The sequence below is a fragment of the Microbacterium sp. Leaf203 genome (assembly GCF_001421275.1).
GTDB lineage: Bacteria > Actinomycetota > Actinomycetes > Actinomycetales > Microbacteriaceae > Microbacterium > Microbacterium testaceum_A.
Genome location: NZ_LMKF01000022.1, coordinates 39,956 through 64,696 on the forward strand (window position 1 = coordinate 39,956; position 24,741 = coordinate 64,696).

24 protein-coding genes and 2 tRNA genes are annotated in these 24,741 nt (G+C 69.6%); 12 read left to right on the forward strand and 14 right to left on the reverse strand.

Annotated elements, in window-relative coordinates; all coding sequences use genetic code 11:
- Nucleotides 1–33 precede the first annotated feature (33 nt).
- From ASE56_RS01495 to ASE56_RS01510, 4 genes are all read right to left on the reverse strand, one after another.
- On the reverse strand, nt 34–1,053 hold the full coding sequence (locus ASE56_RS01495) for an ABC transporter permease (protein WP_056224301.1): 1,020 nt from the start codon (nt 1,051–1,053) through the stop codon (nt 34–36).
- Nucleotides 1,053–2,096, reverse strand: coding sequence for an ABC transporter permease (locus ASE56_RS01500; RefSeq protein ID WP_056224302.1), 1,044 nt, complete (start codon nt 2,094–2,096; stop codon nt 1,053–1,055). The genes ASE56_RS01495 and ASE56_RS01500 overlap by 1 nt, the downstream gene beginning before the upstream one ends.
- Nucleotides 2,093–3,700, reverse strand: a complete 1,608-nt coding sequence (locus ASE56_RS01505; protein ID WP_056224304.1) for a sugar ABC transporter ATP-binding protein — start codon at nt 3,698–3,700, stop codon at nt 2,093–2,095. Before ASE56_RS01505 ends, ASE56_RS01500 begins: the two co-directional genes overlap by 4 nt.
- Before the next feature lie 100 nt (nt 3,701–3,800).
- Entirely contained in the window at nt 3,801–4,784 is a 984-nt protein-coding gene (locus ASE56_RS01510; RefSeq protein ID WP_056224306.1) for an ABC transporter substrate-binding protein, read from the reverse strand.
- A gap of 247 nt (nt 4,785–5,031) precedes the next feature.
- On the opposite strand from ASE56_RS01510, the gene ASE56_RS01515 reads away from it, so the two are divergent.
- On the forward strand, nt 5,032–5,595 hold the full coding sequence (locus ASE56_RS01515; protein ID WP_056224308.1) for a flavin reductase family protein: 564 nt from the start codon (nt 5,032–5,034) through the stop codon (nt 5,593–5,595).
- A gap of 104 nt (nt 5,596–5,699) precedes the next feature.
- Here ASE56_RS01515 and ASE56_RS01520 read toward each other — a convergent pair whose 3' ends face one another.
- Entirely contained in the window at nt 5,700–6,425 is a 726-nt protein-coding gene (locus ASE56_RS01520; protein ID WP_082450273.1) for a PDR/VanB family oxidoreductase, read from the reverse strand.
- Nucleotides 6,426–6,434: 9 nt separating this feature from the next.
- Here ASE56_RS01520 and ASE56_RS01525 point away from each other — a divergent pair, with 9 nt between their 5' ends.
- On the forward strand, nt 6,435–6,947 hold the full coding sequence (locus ASE56_RS01525) for a class I adenylate-forming enzyme family protein (protein ID WP_056224310.1): 513 nt from the start codon (nt 6,435–6,437) through the stop codon (nt 6,945–6,947).
- 3 nt (nt 6,948–6,950) lie between these two features.
- Here ASE56_RS01525 and ASE56_RS01530 read toward each other — a convergent pair whose 3' ends face one another.
- Nucleotides 6,951–7,838, reverse strand: a complete 888-nt coding sequence (locus ASE56_RS01530) for a DUF808 domain-containing protein (RefSeq protein WP_056227994.1) — start codon at nt 7,836–7,838, stop codon at nt 6,951–6,953.
- Between the two features lie 238 nt (nt 7,839–8,076).
- On the opposite strand from ASE56_RS01530, the gene ASE56_RS01535 reads away from it, so the two are divergent.
- The 5 genes from ASE56_RS01535 (at nt 8,077) to ASE56_RS01550 (ending at nt 10,945) form a co-directional block, all read left to right on the forward strand.
- Complete coding sequence (locus ASE56_RS01535) at nt 8,077–8,667, forward strand: molybdopterin-dependent oxidoreductase (RefSeq protein ID WP_056224312.1); 591 nt, start codon at nt 8,077–8,079, stop codon at nt 8,665–8,667.
- A complete protein-coding gene (locus tag ASE56_RS01540) occupies nt 8,664–9,395 on the forward strand; it encodes an FAD-binding oxidoreductase (RefSeq protein WP_056224314.1) in 732 nt (243 codons plus the stop codon). Before ASE56_RS01535 ends, ASE56_RS01540 begins: the two co-directional genes overlap by 4 nt.
- Nucleotides 9,395–9,655 (forward strand): DUF6510 family protein, encoded by a 261-nt coding sequence (locus tag ASE56_RS01545; protein ID WP_056224317.1) that lies wholly within the window; start codon nt 9,395–9,397, stop codon nt 9,653–9,655. The genes ASE56_RS01540 and ASE56_RS01545 overlap by 1 nt, the downstream gene beginning before the upstream one ends.
- A 93-nt stretch (nt 9,656–9,748) precedes the next feature.
- Entirely contained in the window at nt 9,749–9,904 is a 156-nt protein-coding gene (locus ASE56_RS16785; protein WP_156371574.1) for a DUF2510 domain-containing protein, read from the forward strand.
- A 204-nt stretch (nt 9,905–10,108) separates the two neighbouring features.
- Nucleotides 10,109–10,945, forward strand: a complete 837-nt coding sequence (locus ASE56_RS01550) for an alpha/beta fold hydrolase (protein WP_056224319.1) — start codon at nt 10,109–10,111, stop codon at nt 10,943–10,945.
- Between the two features lie 83 nt (nt 10,946–11,028).
- On the opposite strand, the gene ASE56_RS01555 is transcribed toward ASE56_RS01550, so the two are convergent.
- From ASE56_RS01555 to ASE56_RS01575, 5 genes are all read right to left on the reverse strand, one after another.
- Nucleotides 11,029–11,117: transfer RNA gene (locus ASE56_RS01555), tRNA-Ser, on the reverse strand.
- A gap of 95 nt (nt 11,118–11,212) precedes the next feature.
- Nucleotides 11,213–12,502: an LCP family protein gene (locus tag ASE56_RS01560; protein ID WP_056224321.1), complete on the reverse strand. Its 1,290-nt coding sequence runs from the start codon at nt 12,500–12,502 to the stop codon at nt 11,213–11,215.
- Nucleotides 12,503–12,771: 269 nt separating this feature from the next.
- Nucleotides 12,772–12,856, reverse strand: a tRNA-Ser gene (locus ASE56_RS01565).
- Nucleotides 12,857–12,955: 99 nt separating this feature from the next.
- Complete coding sequence (locus tag ASE56_RS01570; protein WP_056227997.1) at nt 12,956–14,779, reverse strand: amidase family protein; 1,824 nt, start codon at nt 14,777–14,779, stop codon at nt 12,956–12,958.
- Between the two features lie 41 nt (nt 14,780–14,820).
- A complete protein-coding gene (locus tag ASE56_RS01575; protein ID WP_056224323.1) occupies nt 14,821–15,537 on the reverse strand; it encodes a cohesin domain-containing protein in 717 nt (238 codons plus the stop codon).
- Nucleotides 15,538–15,798: 261 nt separating this feature from the next.
- On the opposite strand from ASE56_RS01575, the gene ASE56_RS01580 reads away from it, so the two are divergent.
- Both ASE56_RS01580 and ASE56_RS01585 read left to right on the forward strand, forming a co-directional pair.
- Nucleotides 15,799–17,058 (forward strand): DUF2254 domain-containing protein, encoded by a 1,260-nt coding sequence (locus tag ASE56_RS01580; protein WP_056224326.1) that lies wholly within the window; start codon nt 15,799–15,801, stop codon nt 17,056–17,058.
- A gap of 130 nt (nt 17,059–17,188) precedes the next feature.
- Nucleotides 17,189–17,479: a PLDc N-terminal domain-containing protein gene (locus tag ASE56_RS01585; RefSeq protein WP_056224328.1), complete on the forward strand. Its 291-nt coding sequence runs from the start codon at nt 17,189–17,191 to the stop codon at nt 17,477–17,479.
- Nucleotides 17,480–17,509: 30 nt separating this feature from the next.
- Here the strand turns inward: ASE56_RS01585 and ASE56_RS01590 are convergent, their stop codons facing one another.
- Both ASE56_RS01590 and serS read right to left on the reverse strand, forming a co-directional pair.
- On the reverse strand, nt 17,510–18,409 hold the full coding sequence (locus tag ASE56_RS01590; RefSeq protein WP_056224330.1) for an HAD family hydrolase: 900 nt from the start codon (nt 18,407–18,409) through the stop codon (nt 17,510–17,512).
- On the reverse strand, nt 18,406–19,674 hold the full coding sequence (gene serS, locus ASE56_RS01595; protein ID WP_056224333.1) for a serine--tRNA ligase: 1,269 nt from the start codon (nt 19,672–19,674) through the stop codon (nt 18,406–18,408). The genes ASE56_RS01590 and serS overlap by 4 nt, the downstream gene beginning before the upstream one ends.
- Before the next feature lie 175 nt (nt 19,675–19,849).
- On the opposite strand from serS, the gene ASE56_RS01600 reads away from it, so the two are divergent.
- From ASE56_RS01600 to ASE56_RS17795, 3 genes are all read left to right on the forward strand, one after another.
- Nucleotides 19,850–21,139, forward strand: coding sequence for a diacylglycerol kinase family protein (locus tag ASE56_RS01600; RefSeq protein ID WP_082450274.1), 1,290 nt, complete (start codon nt 19,850–19,852; stop codon nt 21,137–21,139).
- Nucleotides 21,140–21,213: 74 nt separating this feature from the next.
- Nucleotides 21,214–22,584 carry a deoxyribodipyrimidine photo-lyase gene (locus tag ASE56_RS01605; RefSeq protein WP_056224335.1) on the forward strand — a complete coding sequence of 457 codons (1,371 nt, stop codon included), beginning with the start codon at nt 21,214–21,216 and terminating at the stop codon, nt 22,582–22,584.
- 268 nt (nt 22,585–22,852) lie between these two features.
- Nucleotides 22,853–24,277: a tail fiber protein gene (locus tag ASE56_RS17795; protein WP_056224337.1), complete on the forward strand. Its 1,425-nt coding sequence runs from the start codon at nt 22,853–22,855 to the stop codon at nt 24,275–24,277.
- A 72-nt stretch (nt 24,278–24,349) separates the two neighbouring features.
- Here ASE56_RS17795 and ASE56_RS01615 read toward each other — a convergent pair.
- On the reverse strand, nt 24,350–24,741 hold a 392-nt coding region (locus ASE56_RS01615; RefSeq protein ID WP_156371645.1), incomplete at its 5' end, for an Asp23/Gls24 family envelope stress response protein.

A 24,741-nucleotide genomic window follows, 5' to 3' on the forward strand; every position in this document is an offset into this window, starting at 1 on the left:
GGAGCATGTTTCGCGCCGCCGCGGGTGAAGGCCTCACCTGCTGAGGGCGGAGCGCGAGACGATCACCCGCTGCACGACCACGAACAGCAGCAGCAGGGCGCCGACGGTGATGCGCGTCCACGACTGCTCCGCACCCGAGAACGAGATGATCGTGCGGATGAGGCCGTACACGAAGACGCCGATCATCGACCCGATGACGAATCCGCTGCCTCCGGTCAGAAGGGTGCCGCCGATGACCACCGCGGCGATCGTGTCGAGCTCGGTGCCCACACCGTTCAGCGGGTAGCCGGCACCGGAGTACGCGGTCAGGACGATCCCGGCCAGTCCCGCGCACACCCCGCTGATGACGTAGACCGACAGCTTCGCGCGGACGACGGGGAGTCCCATGAGGCGAGCCGACTGCTCGTTGCCGCCGACGGCGTACACCGTGCGGCCGAAGCGCGTGTAGCGCAGCACGAACGCGGCGAGAGCGACGGTCAGCAACGCGATGATCCCGGTGGGGGTGATGTACCACCCCGCGAACGAGAAGCGCGTCGACTGGAGCCACAGCAGACCCTCGTTGTCGACCTTGATCGATTCGAGGCTGACGACGAAGGCGAGACCGCGAGCGAGGAACATGCCGATCAGCGAGGCGATGAACGGCTGCACGTCGAAGAACTGCACCAGGATGCCGATGAGCAGACCGATCGCCGCGCCGATGAGCACCATCGCGGGGATCGCCACCGCGACCGGCACGCCGTCGCCGAGCATCTTCGCGCAGAGGATGCCGGTGAAGGCCATGACCGCCCCGACCGAGAGGTCGATGCCGCCGGTGAGGATGACGAACGTCATTCCCACCGCGAGGACGAGCAGGTACGCGTTGTCGAGCAGGATCGACGACATGATGCGGTTCAGCTGGAAGTTCGGGAAGTACCACATGGCTCCCGCGATCATCACGACCAGGATGATCACCGCGGCGAACACCGGCACCCACGAGATGTGACGGCTGAGGAAGCGGCGGTACGAGACCGCGGACGACGACGTCGAGCGTCGTTCTTCGGTGAGAGTGGCCATCAGGACAGCACCTTTGCGTCAGGACGTCGGGTGATCGGACGGAGAGCACTGCGCCCCGCCGTGTGGAAGTACGCGCGGAAGCGACGCGACTGCAGCAGCACGACGATGAGCACGGCCGCGGCCATGAACACGGGGCTGACCGCCGGGGGGACGCCGAGGAACGTGATGGTGCTCTTCAGCGTCTGGATCGTGAAGACGCCCACGACCGTGCCGGCGAGACTGAACTTGCCGCCCGCGAGGGAGGTTCCGCCCAGAACGACCGCGAGGATGGCATCCAATTCGATGTACAGACCCGCCGCGTTGGCGTCGGCGGCCATGATGTTCGAGCTGTAGAGGATGCCCGCGATCCCCGCGAGAGCGCCGCTGGCGATGTAGGCGCCCCAGATGATGCCGCGCGAACGGACCCCCGCGAGTCGGCTGGCCTCAGGATTGATGCCCACCGCCTCGGTCAGCATGCCGAGGGCCGTTCGACGCTCGAGCACGCCGACCACGATCACCGCGAAGATCGCGACGAAGAACGCGAAGGGGAGCCCCAGGACGTATCCGCCGGCGATGAACTTGTAGGGATCGCTGTTGATGGTGGTGATGAAGCCGCCCGTGATGAGCAGGGCGACGCCGCGACCGGCGAGCATCAGCACGAGCGTGGCGATGATCGGTTGGATGCCGAGCACCGACACGAGGAAGCCGTTCCAAACTCCGAGGAGCAGGGCCACGCCGACGGCCGCGGCGATCGCCGTGAATACGACGCCGAGGTTGCCGGGGTCGGGCGAGGCCTCGATGACCGTGAGGGCGACGGCACCCGAGACAGCCATGATCGCGCCGACCGAGAGGTCGATGCCCCGGGTGGCGATGACCAGGGTCATGCCGAGGGCGACGAGCATGAGCGGCGCGCTGTTGCGCAGGATGTCGATCAGCGACCCGTAGAACTGACCGTTCTGCATGGTGATGCTGAGGAAGGACGGCCGCGAGATCGTGTTGATGGCGATGAGCGCGAGCAGAGCCGCGATCGGCCACACGAGGCGGTGGGTGAGGAATTTCTTCATGCGATCTTCTCCCGATCGGACGACAGTGTCTCGGGTGCGGTGTGTGACGCGGCTGCGGCCGATTCGGGCTGCCCCTCGGCGATGTAGGCCACGAGCGCGTCGAGGTCGACGTCGCGGGTGGCCAGTTCGCCGATCTTACGACGGTCGCGCAGAACGGCCACGCGCTGCGCGAGGCGCAGCACTTCTTCGAGCTCGGACGAGATGAAGATGACCGCGAGGCCCTTCTCGGCGAGCTCGGCGACCTTGCGCTGGATGTCGGCCTTCGCGCCGACGTCGATGCCGCGCGTGGGCTCGTCGAGGATGAGCAGCTCGGGAGCGGTCGCCAGCCAGCGCGCCAGGAGCACCTTCTGCTGATTGCCGCCCGAGAGGTTGCGGATGAGGGCGTTGGGGTCGGCGGGGCGCACGCCGAGGGCCGTGATGTACTCCTCGACGACGGCCTGCTTCTCCGCGGCGCTGATCTTGCGCAGGGCGCCGCGGCGCGCCTGGATGCCGAGCACGATGTTCTCGGCGACGGTCAGGTCGCCCACGATGCCCTCGGCGCGACGGTCCTCCGACGAGAACGCGATGCCGCGGTCGAGAGCGTGCCGCGGCGACCCGGTGCGCGCCCCGGAGCCCGACACCTGGACGGTGCCGTCGTCGGGACGATCCGCACCGGCGATGAGGCGGGCGAGCTCGGTGCGGCCGGAACCCAGGAGCCCGGCCAACCCCACGACCTCGCCCGGGTAGACGTCGAGGTCCACGGGCTCGAGGGCGTTCTTCCGCCCGAGCGAGAGGGTGCGCAGCACCGGCGTTCCGGTGCGGTCGATCGGGCGTTCGGCGCTGGCCGAGATGGCATCCAGCTCTCCGAGCTCGCGGCCGATCATCTTCGCCACGAGTTGTTCGCGGCCCAGTTCCGCGACGGGGTACTCCCCCACCAGGGTGCCGTTGCGGAGCACCGTGAGGCGGTCGGAGATCTCGTAGATCTGGTCCAGGAAGTGCGAGACGAAGAGGATGGCCACGCCGCGGTCGCGCAGATCGCGGACCACGCCGAACAGCTGCTCGACCTCGCCGCGGTCGAGGCTCGAGGTGGGTTCGTCGAGCACGAGCACCTTCGTGTCGACCACCATGGCACGGCTGATCGCGACCAGCTGCTGCACGGCGATCGAGTGGCTGGCGAGGATCGATCGGGTGTCGATATGCACGCCCAGCTCGGCGAGGTAGGTGGCGGCCGCGGCGTGCGTGGCCTTCCAGTCGACCATGCCGGCGCGTCGGATCTCGTTGCCGAGCATGACGTTCTCACCGACGGTGAGGTTCTGGCAGAGGTTGACCTCTTGATAGACGGTGGCGATTCCCGCGGCCTGGGCATCGGCGGTGGCCCGGAACTGTCGCTCGGTCCCTTCGACGCGGATGACGCCGTCGTCGATCCCGTAGACGCCGGTCAGGGCCTTGATGAGAGTGGACTTTCCGGCGCCGTTCTCTCCCATGAGGGAGTGGACTTCGCCGGCGTAGAGGGTGAAGTCGACGCCGTCGAGCGCCTTCACGCCGGGGAACTGGATGCTGATGCCGCGCATCTCCACCACGGCTGCCCGTTCGGAGGTCGTCGCGGCGGCCCGTTCGGATGTCATTGTCGATCGCTTTCTCGGATCGGGAGCGTGCGGGGCCGGTGGATACCGACCCCGCACNACGGGGTGTCGCCGAGGGGAGTCGGCGACGGATCCCTGCGGATCAGTAGGGGCGGCTGTCCAGGACCTTCTTGGCCTGCTCCTGGTCGAACGCCTGGTCCTCGACGATGTAGCTCTTGTCGACGGACTCGCCGGCGACGACCTTCTTGACGACCTCGGCGGTCTTCTCACCGAGGAGCGGGTTGCACTCGACGATGTAGTTGAACTCGCCGTTCGAGAGGGCGGTCATGCCGTCCTTCACCGCGTCGATCGTGACGATCTTGATGTCGGTGCCGGGCTTGAGGCCGGCGGCCTTGATCGCCTCGAGGGCGCCGAGGCCCATGTCGTCGTTGTGGGCGAAGAGCAGGTTGATCTGCGAGCCGTACTTCTGGAGGAAGCCCTCCATGACCGTCTTGCCGTCGGCGCGGGTGAAGTTGCCGGTCTGCGAGTCGAGGACCTTGATGTCGGTGCCCTTGATCGCGTCGTTGAAGCCGGTGGCGCGGTCGGTGGCGGCGGACGAACCGGTGGTGCCCTCGAGGACGACCATGTTGGTGGGCGTCGTGCCGAAGTTGTCGGCGACCCACTTGCCGGCGGTCTCGCCCTCCTTCTTGAAGTCGAGGCCGATCCAGCTGGCGTAGAGGTCCTCGGATGCAGAGACCGTGCGGTCCTCGAGGATGACGGGGATGTTGGCGTCCTTGGCTTCCTTGAGGACGTCGTCCCAGCCGTCGCTCACGATGGGTGCGAGGACGATCGCGTCCACGCCCTGGTTGATGAAGCTGCGGACGGCGGCGATCTGCGCCTCGGGCTTGTTGTCGGCCGCGTTGAAGACGAGGTTGAAGCCGTTGGCCTCGCTGAACGCCTCCTTCATCGACTCGGTGTTGGCGCTGCGCCATCCGCTCTCGGAACCGGTCTGGGCGAAGCCGACCGTGATCTTGTCGCCGCTGCCGCCGCCGGCGTTTCCGCCGCCGCCCGCTCCGGCGCAGCCGGTGGCCGTGAACGCGATCGCGCCGACGAGCGCGATGCCCGCGATGATCTTGTTCGCCTTCATGATGAAACCTCCTCGTTTCGCCGGCTCCGATGCCGGTCATGTGATGCAGCCCCTCGGGTGAGCCGTGTGTGAATGTTAGCGCTCACAGAACGCGCCGTGTCAAGTAATTCGGGCGTTCGAATGATCACGGATTGATAAATGTGAAGCCTCACACGGAGGAGATCACCACGGACGTGATCGCTCAGAGCGTTTCGCCGTGTTGCGCCAGCAGAGCCTTCGCACCGCGCGAGCGCCTACCGTCGTATTCATGACTTCGCTTCCGCACGGCGCCCCCGAGAGCACCCCCGCCATCGGCACCTCCGTCTCGGCGGACGACTTCAAGAGGGCCTTCCGCGGCCACCCCGGCGGCATCGCCGTGATCACCGCGTTCGGCGAGAACGGCCCCGTCGCCCTCACCGCCTCGTCGGTGTCGTCGGTGAGCGCCGACCCGCCGCTGCTGATCTTCTCGGTCTCCGCGCTGTCGTCGGCGACGCCCACGATCATCGCGGCGGACACGATCGTGGTGCACCTGCTCGACGCGGAGGACATCTCGCTCGCTCGGGCGGGGGCCACCAGCGGCCTCGATCGCTTCGCCGACACCTCGACGTGGTCGCGCCTGCCCACCGGCGAGCCGGTCTACCACGGCGTGCGCGCGTGGCTCCGGTGCAAGGTCGTCAGCAGAATGGATGCCGGCGGCTCCACGGTCATCGCCGCTCAAGCCCTGCAGGTCGACGTCGAACGCGACCTCGAGCCCGGCGAATCCGGAGCCGCGCTGGTGTACCACAACCGCGCCTGGCACCGCCTCGGCGAGCACTCGCGCCTCGACGACTGACGCACGGGGTCACGCGCCCAGATCACCCGCGAGGCGCGGGGCGATCCACGATTCGTCGTCGTCTCGCGCAGCGCCCGCCATCTCGACGGCGCGCCACACGGCCCTCAGCTCGTGACGATCTCCACCACGGCGGAGCCGCCGTCCCGTGCGACGACGCGCGAGACGCAGCAGCACATCTTCGAGCAGGCGTTCTTCTGGCGCTCGCTGTAGAACACGTCCCGGTGGTCGATGTCGCCCGCGAGGCCGACGACGCGGACCTCGCAGAGACCGCACTCCCCCTTGCGGCAGTCCCACATCATGTCGGCGCCGGCGCCTTCGAGAGCCTCGAGCATCGACTGATTCGGACGGACGCGCGCCTCGATGCCGCTCGCCGGCACGCGGACGACGAACTCCTGCGCCTCGAACCAGCCGCTGTTGCCGAAGGTCTCCATGCGGAGATCCGCGATGGGGCGCCCCTGCGTCATCCACTCCCGCCGGATGGCATCCATCAGGCGGATCGGCCCGCAGACGTAGACTTCCGTCCCCACCGCGATGCCGTCGACGAGGTCGGGGATCGACAGCGACGTGCCCTCGTCGCGCACGTGCAACCGCAGTCGCTCGCCGTGCGCCTCGCGCAGGTCGTCGACGGAGGCCATGAGCGGTCGACTACGACCGGCGTAGAGCAGCCGGTAGTCGGCCCGCCGGTCGCGCAGACGCGCGGCCATGCCCACCATCGCGGTGATACCCACGCCGCCGGCGATCAGCACGTAGCGGTCGGCGCCGGGCCTGAGCGGGAAGTCGTTCAGCGGCTGGGTCAGCTCCAGCCGGTCCCCCGGCGTGAGGGCGTTCATCACCGCCGCGTGGTCGACGAGCAGGGGCTGCCGGTCCCGTCCGGAGAGGTCGGCGAGATCCAGATCAGTGGGCCGAACGTGTTCGCCGGGTACCACGGGCTCGACGACGCCACCCGCGCTGCCACGACCGACGACGGCTGGTTCCGCTCCGGCGACCTCGGCTACCTCGACGCCGACGGTTACCTGTACGTGTGCGGTCGGTCGAAGGACATGATCATCTCGGGTGGCGAGAACATCTACCCCGCCGAGGTCGAGTCGCTCATCGCGGACCTCCCGGGCATCACGGGGGTCGCGGTCATCGGCATCCCGGACGATCGCTGGGGAGAGGTGCCCCTCGCGGTGGTCACCATTGCCCCCGGGGCGCAGGTCGACACCGCCGCCGTCCGCGCCCACCTCGACGGCCAGGTGGCCCGCTACAAGCTGCCGAAAGAGGTCGTGATCGTCGATGCCCTCCCCCGCACAGCGTCGGGCAAGGTGATCAAGGCCGAGCTGCACGAGCGCTTCTCGACCGCCCACGCCTGAGCGTCAGTGCGCGGTCGCGCCCCGGCGCGTCAGTCGCGAGATGCCCGTCACGACGCCCACGATGATCAGCCCCAGGATCAGTCCGAACACCGCCGACATCGCCGTCTCGACGATCCACTCGACGACCGGTCCCGCGGCCTCGATCGCGTGGGTCACGACGTGTACGAGATCGAACGGGCCCGACCAGAGGGTGTCGGCGAGGTTCTGCAGCACCAGGTGACCCCCGACCCACAGCATGGCGACCGTGCCGATCACGCTGATCACGCGGAAGACGGCGGGCATGGATGCCACGACCCGGGCCCCGAAGCGGCGGACGCCCCGCGACTCGCTCTTCATGAAGCGCAGGCCGATGTCGTCGATTTTGACCAGGAGCGCGACCGCGCCGTAGACGACCACCGTCATGGCCAGACCGATGATGAGCAGCGCCCCCAGCGTCATCCAGATTCCGAAGTTCGGGTCGAGGCTCGAGAGGGCGATGAGCATGATCTCGGTGCTGAGGATGAGGTCGGTGCGCACGGCCCCCAGCACCAGCTTCTTCTCGTCGCGCGGCTCGTCGGACTCGGCGTCTTCGTGGTGCACGCCGAACCACTCGAGCACCTTCTCGGCCCCCTCGAAGCACAGGAACCCGCCGCCGATGATGAGCAGGTAGGGAAGCACCCACGGGGCGAACGTCGTGAGCAGCAACGCGATCGGGATGATGATCACGTACTTGTTGATGATGCTGCCCAGCGCGATCTTCCAGACCACGGGCAGCTCGCGCGCGGGCGTCAGCCCCTGCACGTACTGCGGAGTGACGGCGGCGTCGTCGATGACGACTCCGGCCGTCTTGGCACTCGCGCGCATCGCGGCGCTGAGGATGTCATCGACGACGGCGAGGAGTCCGACGGACATGCGATTCTCCCGGGGTGCGAGGGCGCGCGAGGTGCGCACCGCAGGCACGACCCTATCGGGGCGCGGGGCCGTGGCCGACGGGGTGGCGCCGGGCCGGATGGCCATGGGAGGTGTTCCGGCGACGAGAGGTCGCATCGCGCACGCGTCGTCCTGCGTCGGCAGACCCCGGCACTCGGCGCCCTGTCGCCGCCACGCGACCGTGGCTAGGGTGAAGCCACCGCCACCGCAGAGGAGACCCATGTCGTTCATCACACGCGGATTCTCGGGACGACGACGCGAGCGCGACCCCCGACTCCCTCCCGGTCAGACGCTCGTCGGGGACTGGCCCGTGCTGTCGGCCGGCCCGACACCCCGCGTCGACGACGACGGCTGGGAGTTCGCGATCGGCACCGAGAACGGCGTGCACCGCTGGACGCGGGCAGAGCTCGAGGCCCTCGGGGTCGAGGACGTCACCGTCGACATCCACTGCGTCACGCACTGGACGAAGCTCGACATGCCGTGGCGCGGCGTCTCTCTCGATCGTCTCTTCGCCGAGGTCGACACCTCTCACCGCTTCGCGATGGTGCACTCGTTCGGCGGGTACACGACCAACATCGCCGTCGACGATCTGCTCGGGGGCAAGAGCTGGATCGCCTTCGAGGCCGACGGGGCGCCTTTGACGCCCGAGCACGGGGGACCTGCCCGCCTACTGGTGCCGCACCTGTACTTCTGGAAGAGCGCGAAGTGGGTGCAGGGGCTCATCACGATGCCCGCCGACAAGCCGGGCTTCTGGGAGCAGAACGGTTACCACCTGCACGGCGACCCCTGGCCCGAGGAACGGTACGGGTGACCGCGCGCACCGCGGCCTGGCACACCGCGACGGTCGTCGCCTCGCGCCCCGAGACCGCGACCGCCCGACGCATCGAGCTCGATGTGCCCACGTGGCCGGGCAACGAGGCGGGTTCGCACCTCGACGTGCGCCTCACCGCACCCGACGGCTACCAGGCGAGCCGGTCGTACTCGATCGCATCGGCGGGCCCGGGCACGCGCATCGTGCTCGCCGTCGACGAGGTGCCCGACGGGGAGGTCTCGCCGTTCCTCGTCCACGATCTGCGCGAGGGCGACCGGATCGAGGTGCACGGGCCGCTCGGGGCGTTCTTCGTGTGGACGCCGTCCGACGACCCCGCTCCGGTGCAGCTGATCGCGGGTGGCTCCGGGGTCGTCCCGCTCTTCGCCATGGCCTCCGCGCACGCGGCCAGCGCCGATCCGAGCACGTTCCGACTGCTGTACTCCGTCCGTTCCCCCGACGACGTGTTCTTCGCCGACGAGCTCGCCACGCTGGTCGATGATCGCTTCGCCCTCGACCTCGTCTACACGCGCCGGGCGCCGGCCGACGCGCAACGGGCACCCGCGCGACTGACCGCCGAGGGACTGCGCGCTGCGGTCATCCCCGCCGATCAGCAGCCGCGCGTCTTCGTCTGCGGACCGACTCCGTTCGTCGAGGCGGTCGCGGGCTGGCTCATCGAGGCGGGTCACTCATCCACCCGCATCCGCACCGAGCGATTCGGAGGCTCCTGATGACGCTTCTCGACGGCAATGCCCTCGCCGGTCGCCTCGACGATCTGCTCGGCTGGGACGCCACGGCATCCGGAGTTCGATGCACCCACTGCGGGCTGACGGGACTGCTCGCGACGGCGGCCGTCTACGCCTCGGCGATGGGAGCCGTCGCGCGGTGCCGCGGGTGCGAGGCCGTGCTCCTCACCATGGTCGACGGTCCCGACGGCCGCTCCTGGTTGGGGCTCTCGGGCGTGAGTGCGGTGGAGATGCACCGCGCCTGACCCCGCGCGTTGCAGCGGAGCAGCAGGCTCCGAAACACTCGAACCCAGCGGCACCCGGCCGTGGGGTCCGGAGCGACGAACAGGGGGCGGTCGATGAGCGACGCGCGGGCAGAGTGGTACGACGACGGCTCCGGGCGCATGCGCTGGTGGGACGGGCAGCGGTGGACCGAGCAGTTCCAGGAGCCGGCCGCCCCGCAACCGGGCGTCGCGGGCTTCCAGGCCACGATGGTGTTCGAGCGGCAGGGCTGACCACCCGGCCGGTGACGACGATCCCGCGGCGCCGTGACCGATGATCCGTTCACGACTCGCGTGCCTTCGAGGTGCATCGCGGCTGAACACTTCGCACTCGTGCTGGACACGGGGCGACGAGGAGGGTTTCATGCTGTTGTGTGAGCGCTCCCAGATGCGCTCGCTCCACTTACCGCCGAGCAGCAGAACATGAAAGGTTCACTCATGGGGTACGTCACGACGGACGACGGCGCGGAGATCTTCTTCAAGGACTGGGGCGATCACGACGCTCAGCCCATCGTGTTCCATCACGGGTGGCCCCTGTCATCCGACGACTGGGACGCGCAACTGCTCTACTTCCTCAACGAGGGCTATCGCGTGATCGCGACCGACCGACGCGGCCACGGTCGCTCGTCGCAGATCGGCACCGGTCACGACATGGATCATTACGCGAGCGACGTGAACGCTGTCGTCGAGCACCTCGACCTGCGCAACGCCGTCCACGTCGGCCACTCCACCGGTGGCGGACAGGTCGCCCGCTACGTCGCGAAGTACGGCGAGCCCCAGGGCCGGGTCGCCAAAGCCGTGCTCGTCGCGGCCGTTCCGCCCCTGATGCTGCAGACCGACGACAACCCCGATGGGCTCCCGATGTCGGTGTTCGACGGGTTCCGCGACGCCCTCGCCGCCAACCGCGCGCAGTTCTTCGAGGATGTGGCATCCGGACCCTTCTACGGATTCAACCGCGAGGGCGTCGAGGTACAACAGCGAGTGATCGACAACTGGTGGCGCCAGGGCATGACCGGCAGCGCCCTCGCCCACTACGCCGGCATCAAGGCGTTCTCCGAGACCGACCAGACCGAGGATCTGAAAGCGATCTCGGTGCCCGTGCTCGTGCTGCAGGGGGACGACGACCAGGTCGTGCCCTACCAGGCCGCCGCCCTCAAGCAGGCCGAGCTGCTGTCGAACGCGACGTTGAAGATCTACGAGGGCTACCCCCACGGCATGCTCACCACGCACGCCGACGTGATCAACCCGGACATCCTGGCGTTCATCCGCTCCTGACCGCCACCCGACGGCGCTCGCGGCACCCCGCGGGCGCCGTCGGCAGGAACCAGAAAAGCCCCGGCGAACCGGGGCTTTTTCTGCGGAGACGGAGGGATTTGAACCCTCGGTCCCCTTACGGGGACTCCACCTTAGCAGGGTGGTGCACTAGGCCTGACTATGCGACGTCTCCAGGTGATCGACGCCCTGCGGCGCGAACACACCGGTCCATACTAACCGGATGCCGCCCGGCATTCGAACCACGTCCGAGATGCCGGGCGGCGAGGGTCAACCGCGGACGTTTCCGTTCGAACAGGTCGCCTGTGCGGCGGTCTGCCCGGCGATGCCGCTCGGCAGCTGGATCGCGTCCGACGTCGGGGCCGGGGAGGCCTGGGCCGTCTGGGTGGGCGTGGGGCTGGCGGTGTCGACCGGCGCGGGAGCCTGCGTGGGCGCCGGGGTGGCGTTCTGGTCGGCGACCACGCCGTTGCCGTCGCTGAGGTTGCCAGAGAGCTCCAGCGGCTGGTTCGCGGCGAGGGCCGCCCACAGCGTGTCGGCGTCGGTACGGTCGGGCACGACGCGGTTGGGGTTCGAGGGATCGGTGTACGTCGGGTACTGGATGAACACGATCTCGTTGAACGGCACGTCCTTGACCGCGGAGGCGATCTGCACCAGCGTCAGCGGGTTCGTCAGCGAGGTCGACGGGTCGACGTTGCGCAGAGCGGTGGAGGCGAGCTTGTAGAGCGTCGCGGGGTTCGACAGCACGTCCTGGCTCTTCAGCTTGTTGGCCAGACGCGACATGTACTGCTGCTGGTTCGAGATGCGCCCCAGGTCGCCGCCGTCGCCGACGCCGTGACGGGTGCGGAGGAACTGCAGGGCGTCGAGACCCTGCACCGTGCGCATGCCGGCGGGCCAGTCGATGCCGGTGTAGCGGTCCTTGATCCCGTTCGCGATGCAGACATCGACACCGCCGATCGCGTCGGTGATGTTGATCACCCCGCCGAAGCTGACCTTGGCGGCGAAGGGAATCTCGAGGCCGCTGAGCTCCGAGACCGTCTGCACGACGCACGAGAGGCCACCGTACGAGAACGCGGAGTTGATCTGCTGCTTGCTCATCGCCGAGGTCTCGTTGCCGTCCTTGTCGGTGCACGAGGGGATCGGCACCATCAGGTCGCGCGGGAACGAGATGACCGTGACCCGGCGGGGCGCGTCGGAGATGTGGACCAGCATGTTGACGTCGTTGAGGCTGCCCTCGGAGTCGGCACCGGTGCAGCGATCGCCGAAGAGCTGGGCGAAGCTGGGCTCGCACTCGTCGGTGCCGACGAGGAGCATGTTGACGCCGCCCTTGAGCTCGCCGAGGTCCGGCGGGACCGCCGGCTGACCCTTGAGCTCGACCGCGTCCGCGGTGAAGCTCTGAGTGAGGTCGACCGCGGCGTACGCGAGGACCGCACCACCCGACACGAGGAGGACGGCGAGGGCGATCGCCACGCCGCGGAACAGCTGCGCGAGGGGGCCCGGCGAGGTGAGTCGCCCGTGGCGCGCGACGGTCCGCTGACCGCGCGGGGTGGAGGTCTTGCTCACTCGGGTCCTTTCGAGACGGATGCCACCGGCCCGGCAGCACGTCGACCCGCGGCACGGCCGGAGGTCGCAGTAATACTAGGGATCAGGATCTGTGAATCCCGTGAAGATCGGGCGTTTCGGCGCGGGTCAGGTGCGGGAGGCGTCCCGACGGTGCGTGATCGAGACGACCCGGGTCGACGAGTCGCGCGGCGTGGGCCCAACGACGTTCTCATCCCGCTCAGCCGGTGATAACGACGAAGCGGACCCCTGCGGGGCCCGCTTCGTCGTTGCGGAGGGTGTGGGATTCGAACCCACGGGACATTGCTGCCCACTGGTTTTCAAGACCAGGTCCATCGGCCGCTCGGACAACCCTCCCGAACGACCCGAGTCTACCGAGCCGCGAACTCGAGGTCGCACGACAGGACCCGCGCGAGGCGGCCCCGGGCGAGCGAGCGCCCGGGACCGCCTCATCGCTCAGCCCAGCGGGCCGTAGGCCGCGGGCGTCGTGCGGGCGTGGGTCGCCTGCTCGAAGCCGTAGGCGAGGCCCAGAAGGGGACCCTCGGCGAAGTCGCGGCCGAGGAACTCGAGGTTCACTCCCCCGGTCGACGCCTCGGTCGAGAGCCCCTGGCCCATCGGCACCGTGACGGCGGGCAGACCCGTGTTCGGGCTCAGACGCATGTTCGTGCCGATGGTGCCGTAAGGGTTGCCGGTCGGGTAGACGACGGCATCCAGCTTCTGGTCGTCCATGAACGCGGTCATGATCTGCTTGCCCTTCGCGAGCTGCAGGGTGTGCGAGCCCTGCGGACCGGCCCATGCCTGATAGGTCGACTCGGTGACGGCGGCGCGCTGACCGTACGGGTTGCTCGCGCGGCCCGGCACGATGTTCGGCGACTGCGAAATGGCGAGCAGACTGCGCGCGCTCACCGTCGGGTCGAGGTAGGCGGTGATGTAGTTCTGCAGGTCGTGGTTGAACTCGGGACCACTGCCGCTCCCCTCACCCACGATCGCCGAGAACCCGTCGGGTGCCGTGACGGCGACCACGGTCGCACCCCGTGCCTCCATGGCCGCCTTCGCCTGGGCGAAGAGACGCTGGGTGGTGGGGTTCGTTCCGAGCATCGACGCGATGTAGCCGATCTTCTTGCCCTTCAACGACTCCCCGTCGAGGTACGACGTGTACGTCTCGGGGACCTTTCCGGCCTGGCGTGCGGTGGCCGGGTCACCCGCGTCTTCGCCGACGACCGCGTCGAGGGCGATCGCGGCATCCTGGACCGAACGGGCGATCGGACCACCGGTGTCCTGCGAGAGGGCGAGGGGCACGATGCCGTCGCGACTGGCGAGACCGACCGTCGGGCGTACGCCCACGAGCTGGTTGTAGGTCGAGGGGATGCGGATCGACCCGCCGGTGTCGGTGCCGAAGCCGATGCCGGCGAGGTTCGCCGCGATCGCGGCTCCCGTGCCGCCGCTCGATCCGCCCGAGGTCTGGGTCGTGTCGTACGGGCTCGACACGGTCAGCGCGGTGCCGTCGGGCTGGAACGCCGACCACTGCGACGACAGGTTGATCGCGAACTCGTCCATCGAGGCCTTCGCCACGATGACGGCTCCGTCGGCGCGGAGCCCCGTGACCATCGTCGCGTCGCTCGAGGTCTGGTTGCCGCTCCAGCAGCCGCAGCCGGCGGTGGTGGGCATGTCGGCGGTGTTGTAGTTGTCCTTCAACGCCACCGGGATGCCGAGAAGCATGCCTGTCATGCCCTTCTCGGCGCGGATGGCGTCTGCTGCCGCTGCGGCGGCGAGCGCGACCTTGCTCGTCGTGATGATCGAGTTGAGCGGTCGCACGCCGGTCGGGCGCACGACCTTGTCGTACGCGGCGATGCGGTCGAGGTACTGCTGGGTCAGCGAGACCGAGGTGATCACGCCCGCGTTCATCGCCGCCTGCATCGCCACGGCATCGGCCTCGACGATCTGGAAGGGACCGTCGTCGTAGATGATGCGCTCCGACAGCAAGGCGAGATCGGATGCCGTCACGGCACCGTCGTCGTCGAGGTCGAAGCCCGCGGCATCCGCCCATCCGGCATCGCTCGAGGTCATCCCCAGGTGGGGGGCAAGGGCTGCGAGGTCGGCCGTCGTCACCTGGGCATCGCCGGTGACGTCGAGCTCGGTGTAGTACGGGGCGAGGAAAGGCGCGGCGGACGGCGCGGGCGCGGGGGCGGCGAGCGCCGCGGTGGGGGCGACGACGGCCCCGGCGACGACGACACCGATCGAGGCGGACACGGCCAGAACACGGCGGGCCAGGGGGGTCATGACGGATCCTTCGCGGAAGAAGACGGACGAACGGGACGCGGTCATTCCTGCACCGCCTCACGGCGGCGGAGGACGAACAGCGCGCCTCCGGCGATGAGGGCGACGCCGAGAGCACCGGCGATCCACCACGGCGTCGCATCGACACCGGTCGTGGCCAGGTCGCCCGGGCCCTTCGCCGCGGGGGCGGGAGTCGCCGACGCGGACGCGGACGCCTCGGGTGAGGGCGCGGGTGACGACGTGGACGGCTGCGGAACGGGGACGGGTGCCGCCGCGATGACGACGGTTCCGGAGGCCACCGCTGCGGCCGTCACGACGTCACCGGTCGACGACACGAGACGCACCGACGACAGCTCGACGACGGCCGACCCGGCCGCGAGCGACCGGAGGGGGATGGATGCCAGGATCACACCGCTCGCGCCGCTCAGACCGGGAGACGTACCGAGGCGCGTGTGCGAGACGGTGAGGGAGCCGGGGCCCGTGACGGTCGAGGTGAACCCACCGGCGGGACCGGTCGGGGCATCGGCCGCGGGAGCGAGCAGCGTCGGGTCGAACGTGATCTCGAGGTCATAGGAGTAGAGGTCGCTCACACCGGATCCGGTGATGGTGGCGACGAGCGCGTCACCGGCGGTGACGCTCATAGGGCTCACCGACAGCGACAGGGTCGCCGCGGGAGGGGCGGCGTGCGCCGCGGGCGCGGCAAGCACGGGCCCGAACAGGGTCAGGGCCGCCACGAGGGCGGCGCCGAGGCGGCGTGACACTCTCGGGCGTGATGCGGGGCTGTGTGCAGACATGCGTGGGTCAGGCTCCTCGGGTGATGGAACGAGCACGACCGGGATCCGCGTGGGCCTCTCGGCATCCGACGATCGTTGGGTGACCCGACCTTGTCAGCACGGCATGTCCGACAAGTTGCCCCACATTTCCATCGCATATCCGTAGGCGAATGAGGGCGCGTTTTCAGGCGAGTCCCTCATCCGTCCAGCCCCCGGGTTCGCGGGGGCGCGCCGGATAACGTCGCGTCCATGGCGACGATGACGCGAAGCCCGCTGGCATCCTTCTTCCTCCGGCTCGGACGGCAGGTGTGGGTGCGCGCTGCGTTCTTCACCGCGATCTCGATCGTGGTGGCGCTCGCCGCGCGGTTCGTGGGGCCTCTGCTGCCCTTCTCGTTCAGCGTCGATCTCGCGGCCGGCTCCGTCGACGAGCTGCTGCAGATCATCGCCACGGCGATGCTCACCGTGAGCACTTTCTCGGTCACGGCGATGGTCACGGCCTTCTCGTCGGCGACGACGACCGCCACCCCACGATCGACGCAGCTGCTGATCGCCGACCCGACCTCGCAGAATGCCGTATCGACGTTCGTCGGCGCCTTCGCGTTCTCGCTCGTCGGAATCGTCGCCCTCTCCACCGGGTATTACGAAAGCCAGGGACGCACGATCCTCTTCGTGGCGACCCTCGTCATCATCGCCATCGTCGTCGTCACGCTCCTGCGGTGGATCGCCCACCTGTCGACCTTCGGACGGATGGCAGACGTCATCGATCGGGTCGAGAAGGCGGCCACGACCTCACTCGAGTGGCATGCAGCGCGGCCGACGCTGGGCGCGCGATCCGCCACGACGCCCCCAGCGGGAGCGGTGCCCGTACACGCGGACGGCGTCGGATACGTCACCCATGTCGACGTCGCGGGGCTCGACCGACTCGCACGCCAGCACCAGATCGATGTGCACGTCCGCGCCGTCCCCGGCAGGATCGCCGATGCACGGGTCCCCCTCGCCCTCGTCGACGGCCCCGTCGATGCCGACGTCGCCGCGGCGGTGCGGCGAGCCTTCCGAATCGAGAACCACCGCACGTACGAGCAGGACCCGCGATTCGGAGTGATCGCTCTCACCGAGATCGGCAGCCGTGCCCTTTCGTCCGCGACGAACGACCCCGGTACGGCGATCGAGGTGATCGCGGCGCTCCACCGCGTCTTCTCGAGGGCCTTCGCCGTCCCCATCGATTCCACCGTGGATTTCGAGCGGGTGTTCGTCCCGGCGCCACGCCTCATCGATCTCGTCAACGACGCCTTCCGACCGTTGGCGCGCGACGGCGCCGCCGTGATCGAGGTGCAGGTGCGCCTGCAGAAGTGCCTTGCGTCGCTCGCCGCATCCTCACCCGGCCACGCCCCTCTCTTCCGGGAGGCCGCGCGCGCCGCGTTCGACCGCAGCCGTCGGGAGCTCGATCGCTCCGACACGCGCACCCTGCGTGCGGCCGTGCGGCAGGCCTGGGCGCGCGAAAGGGTCTGAGCGTCGGCTACGCCCCAGCTATGGACTTCCTGCGCTCCTCGGCGGAGGGATTGCCGCGCGCTCGCGCCCGGCGTAGACCGAGAACATCACACCCACGGCCCGTCGGGCCGTCCGAGTTGAGGAGGTCACCATGCTCGTCACCACGCTGTCAGCGCAGATCGTTCTCGCCGTCTTCGCGCTCGTCTACGCGGCATCCGTCTTCGCCGCGATCGTCGCCGTCCGCGATCCGCAGGCGTCCCCCGGCCTCAAGGCGACGTGGGTCGCCGCGCTGCTCCTGTTGCCGCCGGTCGGACTCCTCGCGTGGGAAGCGGCCCGCCTGGCTGATAGCCGCGCCGCCCGTCGCCCGATGACCGTCGTGGATCGCACCGCGTACCTCGCCCACCGCGCCGCGCACGTGGCGGGCGGGTCCGCGCGGGTCTGACGCCCCCCGGGCCGCCGATCCTGCAGCGGGTCAGAGCGCGCGCAGGATCGCGGCCACGCCGCCCTCGGTCACCGAGAGGCCGACCTCGCCCGCGGCGGCGTGCACCTCGGGAGGACCCTGGTGCATCGCGATCGCCCGCCCGCCGTTGCGGACGGCCCACTGCATCATCTCGATGTCGTTGCGACCGTCGCCCATGACCAGGACGCGCTCGGGGGCGATGCCCAGCCACCCGCGCACGAGCTCGAGCGCGGTCGACTTGTCGACGCCCTGCGGCGCGATGTCGAGCCACGCCGTCCACCCGATGGCGTACGACACCTGGGTCAGCCCGATCCGCTCGACGAGTTCGAGGAAGTCCTGATCGGTCTGCTCGGGCGCGACGACCACCACACGGCACACCGGCTCGGCGGACAGCTCGGCGAAGGTCACCTTATGCGCCTTCTCGAGGTTCCAGTCGTCGAGGTAGTCGGTGAACTTGCGCGTACCGTCGGGCAGCTCCACCAGGAAGTGCGCACCCGACAGGTGCTCGCCCAGTAGCGCCAACACCTCACTGGGGTCGAACGTCTCGACGTGCGCTCGCTCGTACTCGGTGGCATCCACTCCCCCCACCCGGCGCATCACGATGGCGCCGTTCGAGCAGACGGCGTACTCGGGACGGATGCCGAGGCGGTCCATGATCGTGTGGGTGCTGTCCCAGCTGCGACCGGTGGCGAGCATGACCTCGTGACCCGCGCGGTGCGCGTGCGTGATCGCATCGACGACCCCGGGGCTCAAGGTGTCGTCCTCGAGGAGCACCGTTCCGTCGATGTCGAGGGCGATGAGCAGGCGGCCGAGGTGAGGAGCGTCGGCGAGATCGGCGACCAGATCGGCCGCCTCCTGCTTCGGCGCGCTCTCAACGGCACCGGTGTCGGGGAGGGCGGCCTCGTCGCTCACGCGATGGGCTCCATGACCTCGAGCCCGCCCAGGTACGGCCGCAAGACCTCGGGGACCGTGACCGAACCGTCGGCGCGCTGGTGCGTCTCGAGAAGCGCCACGATCCACCGGGTGGTGGCGAGTGTGCCGTTGAGGGTCGCGACCGGCTGGGTCTTGCCTCCGTCGGCGGGACGGAAGCGGGTCTCGAGGCGGCGCGCCTGGTACGTCGTGCAGTTCGAGGTGCTCGTCAGCTCGCGGTAGGCATCCTGCGTGGGGACCCAGGCCTCGATGTCGAACTTGCGCGCGGCGCTGGACCCCAGGTCGCCGGCGGCCACGTCGATCACGCGGTAGGCGAGGCCGAGGTCCTGCAGCATCTGCTCCTGCATCGCGACGAGACGGTCGTGCTCGGCCTCGGCGTCGGCCGGGTCGGTGTAGACGAACATCTCGAGCTTGTTGAACTGGTGCACGCGGATGATGCCGCGGGTGTCCTTGCCGTACGAGCCGGCCTCGCTGCGGTAGCAGGTGGACCAGCCGGCGTAGCGCTTGGCGCCGCGCCCGAAGTCGAGGATCTCATCCATGTGGTAGCCGGCGAGGGGCACCTCGCTGGTGCCGACGAGGTAGAGGTCTTCTTTCGGCAGGTGGTAGACCTCGTCGGCGTGCTGGCCGAGGAACCCGGTGCCGCGCATGACCTCGGGGCGCACGAGCGTCGGCGGGATCATCGGGGTGAAGCCCGCCTGCAGCGCGCGGTCGAGGGCCAGGGTCATGAGCGCGAGCTCGAGGCGCGCGCCGATGCCGGTGAGGAAGTAGAAGCGGCTGCCCGAGACCTTCGTGCCGCGTTCCATGTCGATCGCCCCGAGCAGCTCGCCGATCTCGAGGTGGTCGCGCGGGGTGAAGTCGTAGGTCGGGACGTCGCCGTGGGTGCGCAGCGTGACGAAGTTCTCTTCGCCCCCCGACGGGACACCGTCGATGACGATGTTCTCGATCTTCGCCAGGGCCGCCTCGGCTACCGCCTCGGCCTCGGTCGCGGCGTGCTGCGCGGCCTTGACCTGCTCGCTGAGCTGCTTCGCCTCGGCGACGAGAGCGGCCTTCTCTTCTTTCAGCGCCTGCGCGACGCGCTTACCGTGCGCGTTCTGCGCGGCACGGAGCTCTTCGAAGGCGGTGATGGCCGCGCGGCGGTCGCGGTCGGCGGCGAGGGCGTCGTCCACCGAATCCGGCGACTCCCCGCGGGCGATCTGGGAGCGCTTCACGAGCTCGGGATCTTCACGCAGCAGAGTCAGGTCGATCACGCGTCCATCCTACGGTCGAGGCGGCACGTGTCCTGCGCTGTCGCGAGCACGCGCGGCGTGCGCCGGAAGGCGGAAGGACGGGCTCCGCTCGCGGCGAATGCGGCTTCGGCATCCCTCCGTCAAGCCCGCCTCGAATACGAGTGACGGGATCGACCGCGGTCCTATGGTGGATGCCATGGCCGCCCCTGACGAGCCGCGTGACGACGCGGACGCTCCCGAAACCGTCCCCGCCGATGCTCCCGCCGAGGTGAGGGCGGATGCCGCCGCGGCCGGGGGCTCTGACGACCACTTCCACGCGGCGCGGCTGGGCGAGGACGTCGGTGACCGCCCGCGCAAGGACGTCCCTCACCCGAAGGACGCCGCAGAACCCGACGACACCATTCGCCAGCCGGAGGACGTCGAGCCGGACTCGTCGGCGGAGATGCCCGGCAAGACGCAGCGCGTCGACGCCGAGGGCGAAGAAGCGCCGATCGACGCCGAGACGACCGAGAAGAAGCGGGCCGCCCTCGTCTACAACCCCGTCAAGGTCGACCCCGACACGCTGCGCGCCCGCGTGGCGGAGCTCTCGGCCGCAGCCGACTGGGCCGAGCCGTTGTTCTACGAGACGACGGTCGACGACCTGGGCGACGACGCCACCCGCGCAGCCCTCGACGAGAAGGTCGACGCCGTGCTCGTGGCGGGCGGCGACGGCACCGTCCGTGCCGTCGCCGAGGCTCTGACCTCGACGGGTGTGCCCCTGACGATCATCCCGAGCGGGACGGGCAACCTGCTCGCTCGTAACCTCAACCTGCCCCTCGCCGACAGCGACGCGATGATCCGCTCGACTTTCGAGGGCGACGTGCTCTCCATCGACACCGGGATCGCACGCATCCGCCGCGCCAGCGGCGAGATCGAGGAGCATGGGTTCTCGGTCATGGCGGGCATCGGTCTGGATGCCGCGATGATCCAGAACACCCGCGACGACCTGAAGAAGCAGGTCGGATGGGTCGCTTATGTCGACGGAGCGGCGCGCTCGCTCGTCTCGGCCAAACCCTTCCGCGTCATGTACCAGCTCGACGGGCACCGCCTGCACTCGGCGAAGGTGCACAGCGTGCTCTTCGCGAACTGCGGCGCCCTGCAGGGCGGCGTCGCGCTGATCCCGGACGCCTCCATCGCCGACGGCAGCCTCGACGTGGCCGTGCTGCAGCCCAGCGGCGTGCTCGGCTGGTTGGGCGTCTGGCGCAAGATCGTGTGGGACAACTCGGTGCTGCGGAAGTTCCGCGCCGGTCGACGCGTGCTCGAGCGCCGTAGGGACTCGTCGGTGCGCTACCTGCGGGGCACGGGCATCGAGTTGGCGACCGCGCCCGCGCAGCCGATCGAGCTGGACGGCGACGAGTTCGGCGAAGCGACGCGCGTGTACACCCGCATCGTCCCCGGCGGGCTCTCGGTCGCGCTGCCGAAGGGGCACGACACCTCGTCGCTCTGACGTTCGGCAGGCGGCGCCGGCCGCACGGGTGTCAAGCCCGAAGCACCGGATGCCGCGGTGGATAGCGTCGGAGAATGGCTTCACCCTCGATCGTCTGGTTCCGCGACGACCTGCGCCTGACCGACAACCCGGCGCTGCGCGCAGCGCTCGACCGCGACGAACCGATCGTCGCGCTGTACCTGCTGGACGAGGAGTCGGACGGCGTCCGCGAGATCGGCGGGGCGGCGCGGTGGTGGCTGCACGGGTCGCTGACCTCGCTCGGCGAGCGCCTGAGCGAGCGCGGAGGGTCGCTGGTGCTGCGGCGCGGGAAGGCGGCCGAGGTCGTCCCCGCGCTGGTCGATGAGATCAGCGCCGGAGCGGTGTTCTGGAACCGGCGCTACGGCGGTGCGGAGCGCGAGATCGACGCCGGCATCAAGGAGAAGCTGCGCGACGACGGCGTGACCGTCGCCTCGTTCGCCGCCAACCTGCTCTACGAACCGTGGACGGTGCGCACGCAGTCGGACAAGCCGTACGGGGTGTACAGCCCGTTCGCACGAGCCGTGCAGAAGCTCCCCGCCCCGCGTCCGCCGATGCCGGAGGCGCGGAAGATCCCCGGCTTCGACGGCAGTGTCGACGGCGACGACCTCGACTCGTGGGCCCTGCTGCCCACGAAGCCCGACTGGGCCGGGGGCCTGCGCGAGACGTGGGAGCCCGGAGAGCCCGCCGCGAAGGCACGTTTGAAGGAGTTCCTCGACGACGACCTGGGCGACTACTCGAAGTACCGCGACGAGTTCGCGGGCGGTGCCACCTCCAACCTGTCTCCCCGCCTGCGCTGGGGCGAGCTCAGCCCCTATCAGGTGTGGCACGACACCCTCGAGCACCGGGGATCGGGCCAGCACGCGCAGAGCGCGAGCGGGTTCCTGTCGGAGCTCGTGTGGCGCGAGTTCGCCTGGCACGTGACCTACCACTCCCCCGACATCGCGACGGTGAACTGGCGTCGTACCTTCGACGCCTTCCCCTGGCCGAAGCTCGACCGATCGCACCTCGAGACCTGGCAGCAGGGCAAGACGGGCGTGGCCGTGGTCGACGCCGGCATGCGCCAGCTCTGGCACACCGGCGTCATGCACAACCGCGTGCGCATGGTGACGGCATCGTTCCTCATCAAGAACCTGCTCATCGACTGGCGTCATGGCGAGCAGTGGTTCTGGGACTGCCTCGTCGACGCGGATGCCGCGAGCAACCCCTTCAACTGGCAGTGGGTCGCGGGAAGCGGCGCGGATGCCGCTCCCTACTTCCGCGTGTTCAACCCCGACACGCAGCGCAAGAAGTTCGACCCGCACGACGCCTACATCAAGGAGTGGGCGCCCGAGTACCTCGGCGAGGACCCGCCCGAGCCGATGGTCGACCTCGGCGAGACGCGCAAGCGCGCGCTCGACGCGTACTCCCACGTGCGCCACGGGGGCTGAGTCCGCCCTCGGGACCCGAGGTCGCCGCGCCGGTCGGAGCCGAGGCGTCGCCCGGGGTTCCCCCTCCGCGGAGCCCGAAGGCGATCGCCGTGCCGACAGCGAGTGCGGCAGTGGCGGCTCTGTTCGTCGACCCCCGACGACACAGCGTGCACTTTCGTCGCTACGATAGCGTCCGACTACGGGCTGAGCTGGGTGCAGTGTGTTCTAGGCCGTCTTCGCACTGCTCGACGCGACCGCGTAGGAGCCCCGTCTCTTTGGGAGCCCCGCCATGAAGGCATCACCCGTTTCTTGGATCATCATCGGCGCGGTCGTCGCGGGAACGGTCGGCGCCGGCGCCGGGTGGGCCGCGTCATCCGTGGCACAGAGCCAGCCATCATCGCTGACCGCCTACGGCTGCTTCGATACGCAGTCGGGAGCGCTCACTCTGAACGCCGACTCGTCGACGTGCGACGGCGGCATGGTTCCCGTCACCTGGTCGAGCTCCCCCGCCGAAACAGGCGAGCCCGGCGCGACCGGAGAACCCGGGCCGCAGGGAGCACAGGGCGCCACGGGTGAGAACGGCGCGACGGGCGACAGGGGCACGAGCGGCGCGCGAGGAGCTACCGGCGAGACGGGACCCCAGGGCGCTGGCGGGGCCGACGGAGCGATGGGAGCGCAGGGCGCTACGGGGGCTGTCGGAGCGACCGGTGCCGACGGAGCAACCGGCGCGCAGGGAGCAACCGGCGCGCAGGGCGCCACGGGAGCGCAAGGAGCCACGGGAGCGCAGGGCGAACCCGGAGAAACGGGCGCGCGAGGCGAGACCGGCGCTCAGGGAGCCACCGGCGCTCAGGGAGCCACCGGCGCCCAAGGCGCTACCGGCGAGAAGGGGGACGCTGGAGTCGCCGCATGGAGCACCGTCTCGGCGTGGTCCGCGACGTCGACCTACACGGCGGGGCCTCCCGCGGCCCTCGTCACCTTTGAAGGCAGTGCGTATGTCGCCGCGCAGTCCTCCCTCGGCAAGACGCCGGGGACGGACTCCAGCTGGATCCTCGTCGCCTCGAAGGGCGCGAAGGGCGACAAGGGCGATGTCGGGGCCACGGGAGACACCGGAGCGACGGGCGCGACGGGCCCGCAGGGTGCGCAAGGCACGCAGGGGCTTTCCGGCGCTCAGGGCCAGACCCCGTGGACGTTCCGAGGCGAGTGGACGAGCACCACGACGTACCAGACGGGCACTCCCGCCGACGTCGTGACCTACCAGGGCAGCACGTACATCGCCACCCGGACCAGTACGAACGTCGCGCCCACCTCGACCGCCGACTGGCGCGTGCTCGCCGCTGCAGGCGCCCCGGGAGCAACCGGACCGCAGGGACTCACCGGCCCCCAGGGGTCGACCGGTCCGCAGGGGCCGGCTGGATCGAGCACCTTCGTGGACGACCGTTTCGGACAGAACTCGGGGCAGGCTCGAGAGGGCCGCAGCGGCGCCGACTGCACACTGGGCGACGTCTACCTCTCCGCCTCTCGTGTCGCGAGCGGGCTGATCGCAAACGGCCAGACACTGAGCGTCTCGTCGAACCAGGCGCTGTTCGCCCTCTACGGCACGACGTACGGAGGAAACGGCGCGACGACTTTCCAGCTTCCCAACCTCACCTCCGTCACTCCAAACGGCATGACCTACTACGTGTGCAGTGTGGGCGTCTTCCCCTCCAGCAACTAGGGACTCATTCGGCCGCCTCCGGGCGGACGAAAGGGGCGCCACCTCGCGGCGGCGCCCCTTCGAAGACGGTTGTCAGTTGACGCGCTGCTCGTCGGCGTCCTCCTCGTCGTCACCCGGGATGAAGACGTCGACCACGGTCACGTTGATCTCGGCGACCTTCATGCCCACGAGCTCGGTGATGGCCTGGTGCACGGCCGCGCGGACGTTCGACGCCACCCGCTGCAGCTGCTCGGGGTAGTCGACCTGGATCGAGATGTCGGCGGCGACCTCGGTCTCGCCGACCTCGACGCTCACGCCCTGCGCGTGGTCCTTGGCTCCCACGGCCTGGCGGATGTTGCCGATGACGCGGGCTGCTCCTCCGCCGAGGGCGTGGACACCGGGAACCTCGGCCGCGGCGATGCCGGCGACCTTGGCGACGACGGCGTCGACGATGACGGTCGAGCCGCCGTCCTTCGTGGCGGGGG

What these genes read in the sequence shown, in the direction of transcription:
- ASE56_RS01495 (WP_056224301.1), bottom strand. Translation starts at nt 1,053, where the DNA reads ATGGCCACTCTCACCGAAGAACGACGCTCGACGTCGTCGTCCGCGGTC.
- ASE56_RS01500 (WP_056224302.1), bottom strand. Translation starts at nt 2,096, where the DNA reads ATGAAGAAATTCCTCACCCACCGCCTCGTGTGGCCGATCGCGGCTCTG.
- ASE56_RS01505 (WP_056224304.1), bottom strand. Translation starts at nt 3,700, where the DNA reads ATGACATCCGAACGGGCCGCCGCGACGACCTCCGAACGGGCAGCCGTG.
- ASE56_RS01510 (WP_056224306.1), bottom strand. Translation starts at nt 4,784, where the DNA reads ATGAAGGCGAACAAGATCATCGCGGGCATCGCGCTCGTCGGCGCGATC.
- ASE56_RS01515 (WP_056224308.1), top strand. Translation starts at nt 5,032, where the DNA reads ATGACTTCGCTTCCGCACGGCGCCCCCGAGAGCACCCCCGCCATCGGC.
- ASE56_RS01520 (WP_082450273.1), bottom strand. Translation starts at nt 6,425, where the DNA reads ATGAACGCCCTCACGCCGGGGGACCGGCTGGAGCTGACCCAGCCGCTG.
- ASE56_RS01530 (WP_056227994.1), bottom strand. Translation starts at nt 7,838, where the DNA reads ATGTCCGTCGGACTCCTCGCCGTCGTCGATGACATCCTCAGCGCCGCG.
- ASE56_RS01535 (WP_056224312.1), top strand. Translation starts at nt 8,077, where the DNA reads ATGTCGTTCATCACACGCGGATTCTCGGGACGACGACGCGAGCGCGAC.
- ASE56_RS01545 (WP_056224317.1), top strand. Translation starts at nt 9,395, where the DNA reads ATGACGCTTCTCGACGGCAATGCCCTCGCCGGTCGCCTCGACGATCTG.
- ASE56_RS16785 (WP_156371574.1), top strand. Translation starts at nt 9,749, where the DNA reads ATGAGCGACGCGCGGGCAGAGTGGTACGACGACGGCTCCGGGCGCATG.
- ASE56_RS01550 (WP_056224319.1), top strand. Translation starts at nt 10,109, where the DNA reads ATGGGGTACGTCACGACGGACGACGGCGCGGAGATCTTCTTCAAGGAC.
- ASE56_RS01570 (WP_056227997.1), bottom strand. Translation starts at nt 14,779, where the DNA reads ATGACCCCCCTGGCCCGCCGTGTTCTGGCCGTGTCCGCCTCGATCGGT.
- ASE56_RS01580 (WP_056224326.1), top strand. Translation starts at nt 15,799, where the DNA reads ATGGCGACGATGACGCGAAGCCCGCTGGCATCCTTCTTCCTCCGGCTC.
- ASE56_RS01585 (WP_056224328.1), top strand. Translation starts at nt 17,189, where the DNA reads ATGCTCGTCACCACGCTGTCAGCGCAGATCGTTCTCGCCGTCTTCGCG.
- ASE56_RS01600 (WP_082450274.1), top strand. Translation starts at nt 19,850, where the DNA reads ATGGCCGCCCCTGACGAGCCGCGTGACGACGCGGACGCTCCCGAAACC.
- ASE56_RS01605 (WP_056224335.1), top strand. Translation starts at nt 21,214, where the DNA reads ATGGCTTCACCCTCGATCGTCTGGTTCCGCGACGACCTGCGCCTGACC.
- ASE56_RS17795 (WP_056224337.1), top strand. Translation starts at nt 22,853, where the DNA reads ATGAAGGCATCACCCGTTTCTTGGATCATCATCGGCGCGGTCGTCGCG.